This window comes from Mycobacterium colombiense (assembly GCF_003284935.1).
In the GTDB taxonomy this organism is placed as follows: domain Bacteria; phylum Actinomycetota; class Actinomycetes; order Mycobacteriales; family Mycobacteriaceae; genus Mycobacterium; species Mycobacterium arosiense_A.
In genome coordinates this window covers 18,759-27,534 of the sequence record NZ_QMEV01000060.1, presented here as the reverse complement: position 1 = coordinate 27,534, position 8,776 = coordinate 18,759, and the positions used below count along the sequence as shown (strand labels likewise).

The window sequence follows — 8,776 nt, the reverse complement described above, 5'->3', positions numbered from 1 at the left end:
CGGAAGTCGAAGAACCGGTGGCTGACTCCCCGGCGGCAGTCAGCGACGAGGGACCGGGCGAGGACGAGGCCGACGAGCCCGAACCCGAACCCGAGTCCGAACCCGAGCCCGCGGCCGAGGAACCCGAGCCCGCGGCGGAATCCGATGAGCCCGAAGTCGAGGCGGCGGCCGACGAGGCCGAAACCGCGGCGGCGGCCGGGGATTCCGATGTGGAGGAAGCCGACGCGGGCGACCTCGAAGCCGCGGAGCTCGAGGCCGACGACGATGAGCCCGAAGAACTCGAAGACGACGAGTCCGAAACCGAAGACGACGAGCCCGACGTCGAAGCGGAGGAGTCCGAGCCCGAAGGCGAAGCCGGAGAACCCGAGCCCGCAGCGGAGGAGCCGGAACCGGGGGCGGAGGCCGAGGAGCCGGAAGCCGAGGACGCCCAAGAGTCCGAAGCCGAAGAAGCCGAAGCGCCCGAAGCCGAGGACGCCCAAGAGCCCGAAGCCCAAGAGCCCGAACCCGCCCCCGAAACGGCCCCGGTTCAACCGGAAACCCGTCGGCGATGGGGCTCGCGACTGCGGAACCGCCTGGGCCGCTGACCGCCGACCCGCGCCCGATTCCCTCGGGCGGGGCGCACCGCATCTGGCATGCTGACAAGCGTGACCACCGCAGGGTCAGCCGCTCGATGACCCAACCCCGCACACCCGCGCACGCCCCGGGGCGGCCCCATCCGCACGGGTTGGGGCGTCATCGCCGCTCCGTCGCGGCCGGAACCGGCGTGGCGCTGGGAGGCGCGCTCACCTACGTCGCGCTGGCCGACCCACACAGGCCGAGCTCGATCTACCCGCCGTGTCCGTTCAAGATGCTGACCGGCTGGAATTGCCCGTTTTGCGGCGGGCTGCGGATGACGCACGACCTGTTGCACGGTGACCTGCTCGCCGGCATCCAGGACAACGTCTTCCTGCTGGTAGCCCTCCCGCTGCTGGCCGTGTGGGTCCTGGTCCGCCGCGCCCGCGGCGGGGCGTTGCCGTCCCGGGCGGCGTTGCTGACGGTCGTGGTGGTGACGATCGCCTGGACGGTGCTGCGTAACCTGCCCGCCTTCCCGCTGTTTCCCACCGTTCTTGGTGGGTAAGAGCACACTGCGCGGCGTCGGCTATCTGCGGGCCGTGGCGGTGTCACACGACTATGCTGGGTCGGCGTGAGTAGACGCGGAAAGATCGTCTGCACCCTTGGCCCTGCGACCAATTCTGATGAGTCGATCCAGGCCCTGGTTGAAGCCGGAATGGACGTCGCCCGGTTGAATTTCAGCCACGGCGACTACTCGGATCACAAGGCCGCCTATGAGCGCGTCCGTTCGGCTTCCGACGCCACCGGCCGGGCCGTCGGCGTGCTCGCCGATTTGCAAGGCCCCAAGATCAGGCTGGGGCGTTTCGCCACCGGGCCCACCTACTGGGCCGACGGCGAAACCGTGCGGATCACCGTGGCGGACTGCGAAGGCGACCACGACCGGGTGTCGACCACCTATAAGAAGCTGGCCCAGGACGCCGCCATCGGCGACCGGATCCTGGTCGACGACGGCAAGGTCGGCCTGGTGATCGAGGCCATCGAGGGTGACGACGTCGTCTGCACCGTCGTCGAGGGCGGACCGGTCAGTAACAACAAGGGCATCTCGCTGCCCGGCATGAACGTGTCCGCACCGGCCTTGTCGGAGAAGGACATCGATGACCTCACCTTCGCGCTGGAACTCGGCGTCGACCTGGTCGCGCTCTCCTTCGTGCGATCGCCGTCGGACGTCGAGTTGGTGCACGAGGTGATGGATCGGGTGGGCCGGCGGGTGCCGGTGATCGCGAAGCTGGAGAAGCCCGAGGCCGTCGACAACCTGGAAGCCATCGTGCTGGCCTTCGACGCCATCATGGTGGCCCGCGGCGACCTGGGCGTCGAGCTGCCCCTGGAAGAGGTTCCCCTGGTGCAGAAGCGGGCCATCCAGATGGCCCGGGAGAACGCGAAACCCGTCATCGTCGCGACCCAGATGCTCGATTCGATGATCGAGAGCTCGCGGCCGACCCGGGCCGAGGCCTCCGACGTCGCCAACGCCGTCCTCGACGGCGCCGACGCGGTCATGCTGTCCGGGGAGACATCGGTGGGCAAGTACCCTATGGCGGCCGTGCGGACCATGGCGCGCATCATCTGCGCGGTCGAGGACAATTCGACGGCCGCCCCGCCGCTGACGCACGTGCCCCGGACCAAGCGCGGGGTGATCTCGTATGCCGCCCGCGACATCGGCGAGCGGCTCGACGCCAAGGCGCTGGTCGCGTTCACCCAGTCCGGCGACACGGTCAAGCGCCTCGCGCGCCTGCACACCCCGCTGCCGCTGCTGGCCTTCACCGCGTGGCCCGAGGTGCGCAGCCAGCTGGCGATGACGTGGGGCACCGAAACGTTCATCGTCCCGATGATGACCTCCACCGACGGCATGATCCGCCAGGTCGACAAGTCGCTGCTGGAACTCGGCCGCTACAAGCGCGGCGACCTGGTGGTCATCGTCGCCGGCGCGCCACCTGGCACAGTAGGGTCAACCAACCTCATCCATGTGCACCGGATCGGGGAGGACGACGTCTAGCTGAAGGAGAGCGTGTGCCGGCCGGCTGTGAGCCCCAGGAGCCGAATGCGGCGGAAGAAGCCGCGACACCGACCCATTCGGACTTCACCGAACTGCTGGCGACACTCGACCTCGAACGCGTCGACGACGACCTGTTCATCGGCTCGCATCCGAGCAAGAACCCCATGCGGACCTTCGGTGGTCAGCTCATGTCGCAGTCGTTCGTCGCGAGCAGCCGCAGCCTGGTTCGTGACGACCTGCCGCCGGGCGCGCTGTCGGTGCACTTCATCAACGGGGGAGACACCGCCAAGGACATCGAATTCCGCGTGACGAGGCTGCGCGACGAGCGCCGCTTCGCCAACCGGCGCGTCGATGCGGTGCAGGACGGCACGCTGCTGAGCTCGGCGCTGATCTCCTACATGGCCGGCGGCCGCGGCCTGGAACACGGCATCGAGCCGCCGGACGTGGCCGAGCCGCACACCCAGCCCACCATCGGCGAACTGTTGCGCGGCTACGAGGAGACCGTTCCGCACTTCGTCAACGCCTTGCAGCCCATCGAATGGCGCTACACCAACGACCCGGCCTGGGTGATGCGCACGAAGGGCGAACGGCTCCCGCACAATCGGGTCTGGGTGAAGGCGTTGGGGGAGATTCCCGACGACCCCGTATTGCACACGGCAACAATGGTGTATTCGTCGGACACCACCGTTTTGGACTCGGTTATCACCACGCACGGTCTTTCCTGGGGATTTGACCGCATATTCGCCGCCTCGGCCAATCATTCCATTTGGTTTCACCGGCAGGTCAACTTCAACGACTGGGTGTTGTACGCCACATCGTCGCCGGTCGCGGCCGATTCCCGCGGGCTGGGCACCGGGCACTTCTTCGACAGGTCCGGCCTACCGCTGGCCACGGTGGTGCAAGAAGGCGTGCTGAAATACTTCCCCTCTTCCCGCCGTTAAAACGTGACCCAATAGCCGCGGAATCTCTGCGCGAATTCGCCCTTGTAATGGCCGCGATGGGGCGTAGCTTTGACATAGCCGGGTATTCGGTGCAGAGGCGGCGTCAAGCCACCCAGCTGTTGTCAGCGCATCGGGAGGTGAGTGTGAACGGGCCAGTGGTGGACGTCACGGTAGCAAGACCCCGCGCGCGCGAACGCGTTGTCGTCTCGGTCGATTCACTCGCGGCCCGGTTGCTTGGCGCGCTGGCGCTGTTCGGCGCGGCGTGCTGGCTCATCGAGATCCTCGCGCGCCACCACAGCCAACCCAATTGGCAGTACAGCGACCGGTTGGCCTGGTCGCTGACGGTGCTGGTGGCGGTGGCCTGGATGGCCCGGGGCATCTTCCTGGGGCGGCCGGTGACCACCATGCACGCCGCCGTCGCGGCCTTTTTCGTGCTGGCGGGGCTGGGCCTGCACGTGTTGTCCTTTGACCTGCTCGGCGACGTGGTGATCGCCAGCTCGGGCATGGTGTTGATGTGGCCGACGACCTCTCACCCGCGGCCCGCCGACCTGCCGAGGGTGTGGAAGTTGATCGAGGCGACCAGCGGCGACGCGCTCGCACCGTTCACGATGCAGACCGGCAAGAGCTATCACTTCACCGCCGACGGGACGGCGGCCCTGGCCTACCGGACGCGGATGGGGATCGCCGTGGTCGGCGGTGACCCGATCGGGGACGAGGCGCACTTCGGTGAACTGGTGGCCGATTTCGCCGCGTTCTGCCACGCCCACGGTTGGCGCATCGCCGTGGTGGGCTGCAGCGAGCGGCGGCTCGACCTGTGGAGCGATCCGGCGGTGCTGGGACAATCGTTGCGGCCCATACCGATTGGACGCGATGTGGTCGTCGACGTGGCCGGCTTCGACATGGTGGGCCGTAAGTTCCGCAACCTGCGACAGGCGGTGCAGCGCACCCACAACTGCGGCGTTACCACCGAAATCGTGTCCGAGCAGGAGCTCGACGGCGAGCTGCTGGCCGAGCTGACCGAGGTGGTGCGCGAGTCGTCCAAGGGCGCCCATGCCGATCGCGGATTCCACATGAACCTCGACGGCGTGCTGGAGGGCCGGTTCCCCGGGATACGGCTGATCATCGCCAGGGACAAAACGGGCAAGGTGCAGGCGTTCCACCGGTATGCCACCGCCGGCGGCGGCAGTGACATCACCCTCGACGTGCCATGGCGCCGGCGCGGCGCGCCGAACGGGCTCGACGAGCGGCTCAGCGTCGACATGATCATGGCGGGTAAAGAGGCTGGAGCACAGCGTGTTTCGCTCGCGTTCGCGGCATTCCCCGAAATCTTCGACGCCAAGAAGCGAGGCTGGACCCAGGGGGTCTTCTACCGGTTGACCCACGTGCTCGACCCGCTGATCGCCCTCGAGTCGCTGTACCGGTATGTGCGCAAGTGGCATGCCCTCGACGCCCGGCGGTACGCGGTCATCTCCATGACACAGATTGTCAAGTTGTTGTTCGTGCTCTTGTCGCTGGAGTTCATGCCGCGCCGGCGTCACCTTTGAGCGCGCCGCGGCTCCTACTGTGGTCGCAAAACAGCCAGCGCGGTGTCGTGTCGTGTCAGAGGGTTGACTGCGGATTACACAACCACGTGGGAGATGACGAACTCAGTGTCCGATTGCTCTCGAATACGGCAATGGTTACCCACGCGCTGGCCGCATTCGACGCGCTCCCGGATCTGGCGGAAGCCCGTCGCTGGCATGACGGGCGCGTGATATCACGGCTGCTGACGTTGCGAAGCGGGCATGGCCCGAATGTCGTTGTCACACGGGAAAGGATTATCGACTACACCTTCCGACGCCGGCGTTGTGGTAGAGCTCGCGCCTTACGAGGTACCGCTGGCGTTGTGGGGACGCTGCCCGAGCAGGTTGCGCGACCCGGCCGCCGGCGCCGAGACGCTAGATGAGGTCTTGCTGCGCCTCTGCAACGACGAGTAGCTGCTTACAGTTCAGCCCCTCGGGCAGGTGGTGAGTCGCCACCACCACCGTCCGCTGTGCTTGCATCAGCCGGGAATCGGGGGCCAACAGGTCGCGCAGGACCCGTTCGGCGTCGGTAACATCGAGGTGCTCGGTCGGCTCGTCGAGCAGCACGATCCGCGCGGGGGAGATCACCGCGCGGGCCAGCAACAGCCTCCTGCGCTGGCCGGCCGAAAGGGCCTGCGCGCCACCGGTGAGCACGGTCGACAAACCGTCGGGCAGCGCGGCGAGCCAGGGGCCCAGGCCCACGACGTCCAGTGCCGCCGCCAGCTCGTCGTCGCGGCTGTTCCCGCGCGCGACCAGCAGGTTGTCGCGGACGGTGGTGGCAAAGATGTGGGCGTCCTCGGCGAAAAACCCGACAGCGCTGCGCAAGTCGATCTCGGTGATCTCGCTCAGGGCGATGCCGTCAAGCGTCACCTGCCCGTCCAGCGGCGGCAACAGACCGGCGAGGGTCATCAGCAGGGTCGTCTTCCCGGCACCGCTGGCGCCGGTGACGGCCAGCCTCGCGCCGGGCGGCAGGTCGACCGCCATCCGGGTGCAGCGTGCCGCGCCGTCGTGGCCGCAACGCACGACGGCCGTCAACCGTCCGGTGCCGGCCGGGGCGGGTGAGCTTGCCGTGGCGCCGCCGGGCCCCGACGGGGTCAGGTCGAGCAGGCGGCGCGCGGCGATCCGTGACCGCGTCAACTGGATCGCGGCGGCCGGCAACGGCGTCATCGCCTCGAAGGCCGACAGCGGCAGCAGCATCAACACCGCCAGGGTGGTGGGGGCGACCGCGTGCGCCAACCCGATCCCGCACACCACCGCGCCCAGCACGCTGGCCCCGATCGCCGCGGTGGTCATCGCCTCGGCGATGGCGGCCGGTTTGGCGGCCACGTCCAGGGCGTCGCTCCACGCGCGTTGCCGGCGTTGCGATTCGGCGATGACCCCGGGAAGCAGGCCGGCGACCCGAAGCTCGGGGGCGTGTTCGAGCGCCAGCATCGCCGAGGTATCGCGTTCGGAATGATGCTGGCGCGCAACGCCTTCCTGGGTCGCGGCGGCCCGCCCCGCGAGGCGGGGTGCGACGAACCCGGCGATCAGCAGGCAGGCCGCCAGCACGACGGCCGCCGCGGGTGAGATGGCGGCGACGACCGCGGTCGCCGCCACGGCCAGCACCGCCGCGACGCCGATCGGCACCAGCGCGCGCACCAGGACGTTGGCCAGTTCGTCGACGTCGGCACCCACGCGGGCGACCAGTTCACCGCTGTGCAGCCGGAGGGCGGCCGCCGCGGGTCCGCGCGCCAGCCGCTGATAGATCTGCACCCGTGCGGTGCCGGCCGCGCGCAAGGCCGTGTCGTGGGTGGCCAGTCGCTCGCAATAGTGCAGCACGCCACGCGAAATCGCGAACATGCGGACCGCCACCGCCGCGACCGACAGGTCCAGCACGGGCGGCATCTGCCAGGCGCGCGTGATCAGCCACGCCGAGACACCGGCCAGCGCCAGCGCGCTGCCCAGCGAGAGCACCCCCAGGGCGATGGCCGCCAGCACGCGGGGCAGTCGCGGGCGCAGCATGCCGGTCGCGGCCAACAGTGGCTCGCGATGACGGAACGCGGGCTCAGGCTGGGGCATAACGCACCCCGTGTTCGGCGACCACCTCGACGATCTGGTCAGCGATGGCCAGCACCGGCGCGCGGTGGCCGACGACGATCACGGTGGCGCCGGCCCGGGCCCGTTCGACGATGGCCCGCAGAACGCGTTGCTCGGTGCGAGCGTCCAGGTGTGCGGTCGGCTCGTCGAGCAATAACACCGCGGCCGCCGAGCCGAGCGCGCGGGCCAGGCCCAGCCGTTGGCGTTGCCCCAGCGACAACCCGACACCGCCGCGCCCGAGCACGGTGCTGCGTCCATCGGGCAGCTCGGCCAGCACCGCATCGAATCCGGAGTCGGCACAAGCCTTTTCGACGTCATCGAGTCGTCCGAGCAGCGCCAGGTTGTCCTCGACGGTGCCCGGGACGAGCACCGGGCGTTGCGGCAGCCAGGATAGTTGCGCCCACCAGCCGGCCGGCTCCAGCTCGGCGACATCGACGCCGTCCACCATGACCCGGCCCGAGGAGGGCCTGCCGATGCCGGCGATCGCCTGCAGGGCGGTGCTCTTGCCGGCGCCGTTACGCCCGGTGAGCACCGTCACCGAGCCCGGCTCGATGACCGCGCTCAGATCGCGTGGCGCCTGGCCGTCGCGGCCGTCCACACTCAGACGCTCGAGGCGAATCCGCGCGCCGCGCGCGGCGACCGTCCGGGTCCGCGCCGTCGACGCCGCCGGCTCGCCGATCAGGTCGAACGCCGCACCGGCGGCGGTCCTGCCGTCTTGTGCGGCATGGAATTCCACGCCGATGCGGCGCAGCGGCCAGTACACGTCCGGTGCGAGCAGCAGCACCGTCAGGCCGGTGGCCAGGCTCATCTCGCCGAACACCAGACGAAGGCCGATCCCGACGGCGATCAACGCCACCCCCAGCGTCGCCAGCAGCTCGAGCACCAGGGCCGACAGGAATGCGATCCGCAACGTCGCCATGGCCGAGCGGCGGTGCGCGGCCGCCAGTTCGGCGATCCGGTGTTCGGGCCCGGAGCTGCGACCCAGCGCCCGCAAGGTCGGGATGCCGGCGATCAGGTCGAGCAACCGGGCCTGCAGCGTGGTCATCGCGGCCAGCGCCGCCGCAGACCGGTCGGCGGTTGCCAGCCCGATCAACACCATGAAGATCGGTATCAGGGGCAGCGTGATCGCCACGACGGCCGCCGATTTCAGGTCGTAGGCCGCGATCACGGCGACGGCGGCCGGGGTCAGGATGGCGGCGAGCAGCAATGTCGGCAGGTAACCGGTGAAATAGGGGCGCAGGCCATCCAGGCCGCGGGTGACCACGACGGCGGCGGCGTCGCGCTGCGCGGCGAGTCGACGGGGGTGCCGGGCGGTCACCGCCGCGAGCACCTGCCCGGACAGGTCGGCGATGACCGCGCTGGCTCCGCGTTGCCCCAGCCGGGCCTGCAGCCAATGCGTCACCGCGCGAATTGCCCACAGCGCCAACAGGATTGACAGCGGACCGAGCCACCCACGCAGGCCCCGGGCCGAAGTGTCGCCGACGACACGGGCGACGATGCCCGCCAGCACGATCGCCGAGCCGATCGCGCAGCCGGAGATCACCACGCCGCAACCCACCACGGCGACCAGGTAGCGGCGCAACGATGCCGACGCC

General features: G+C 69.5%; 6 protein-coding genes and 1 pseudogene. 5 read left to right on the top strand and 2 right to left on the bottom strand.

Going from position 1 to position 8,776, the window contains the following annotated elements:
• The 5 genes and pseudogenes from DQP57_RS20970 to DQP57_RS20950 form a co-directional block, all read left to right on the top strand.
• A pseudogene (locus tag DQP57_RS20970) lies at positions 1–584 on the top strand (prolipoprotein diacylglyceryl transferase); the annotation flags it as partial.
• Positions 585–763: 179 nt separating this feature from the next.
• Complete coding sequence (locus tag DQP57_RS20965; protein WP_430919879.1) at positions 764–1,117, top strand: DUF2752 domain-containing protein; 354 nt, start codon at positions 764–766, stop codon at positions 1,115–1,117.
• Between the two features lie 66 nt (positions 1,118–1,183).
• Positions 1,184–2,602 (top strand): pyruvate kinase, encoded by a 1,419-nt coding sequence (pyk, locus tag DQP57_RS20960; protein ID WP_112634602.1) that lies wholly within the window; start codon positions 1,184–1,186, stop codon positions 2,600–2,602.
• Positions 2,603–2,694: 92 nt separating this feature from the next.
• Positions 2,695–3,543 (top strand): acyl-CoA thioesterase II, encoded by an 849-nt coding sequence (locus tag DQP57_RS20955; RefSeq protein WP_112634608.1) that lies wholly within the window; start codon positions 2,695–2,697, stop codon positions 3,541–3,543.
• Between the two features lie 143 nt (positions 3,544–3,686).
• Positions 3,687–5,087, top strand: coding sequence for a bifunctional lysylphosphatidylglycerol flippase/synthetase MprF (locus tag DQP57_RS20950; RefSeq protein ID WP_112634601.1), 1,401 nt, complete (start codon positions 3,687–3,689; stop codon positions 5,085–5,087).
• A gap of 393 nt (positions 5,088–5,480) precedes the next feature.
• Here the strand turns inward: DQP57_RS20950 and cydC are convergent, their stop codons facing one another.
• Together cydC and cydD are read right to left on the bottom strand one after the other, a co-directional pair.
• Entirely contained in the window at positions 5,481–7,163 is a 1,683-nt protein-coding gene (gene cydC / locus DQP57_RS20945; protein WP_112634600.1) for a thiol reductant ABC exporter subunit CydC, read from the bottom strand.
• Positions 7,150–8,763: a thiol reductant ABC exporter subunit CydD gene (cydD, locus tag DQP57_RS20940; protein ID WP_112634607.1), complete on the bottom strand. Its 1,614-nt coding sequence runs from the start codon at positions 8,761–8,763 to the stop codon at positions 7,150–7,152. Before cydD ends, cydC begins: the two co-directional genes overlap by 14 nt.
• Positions 8,764–8,776 lie beyond the last annotated feature (13 nt).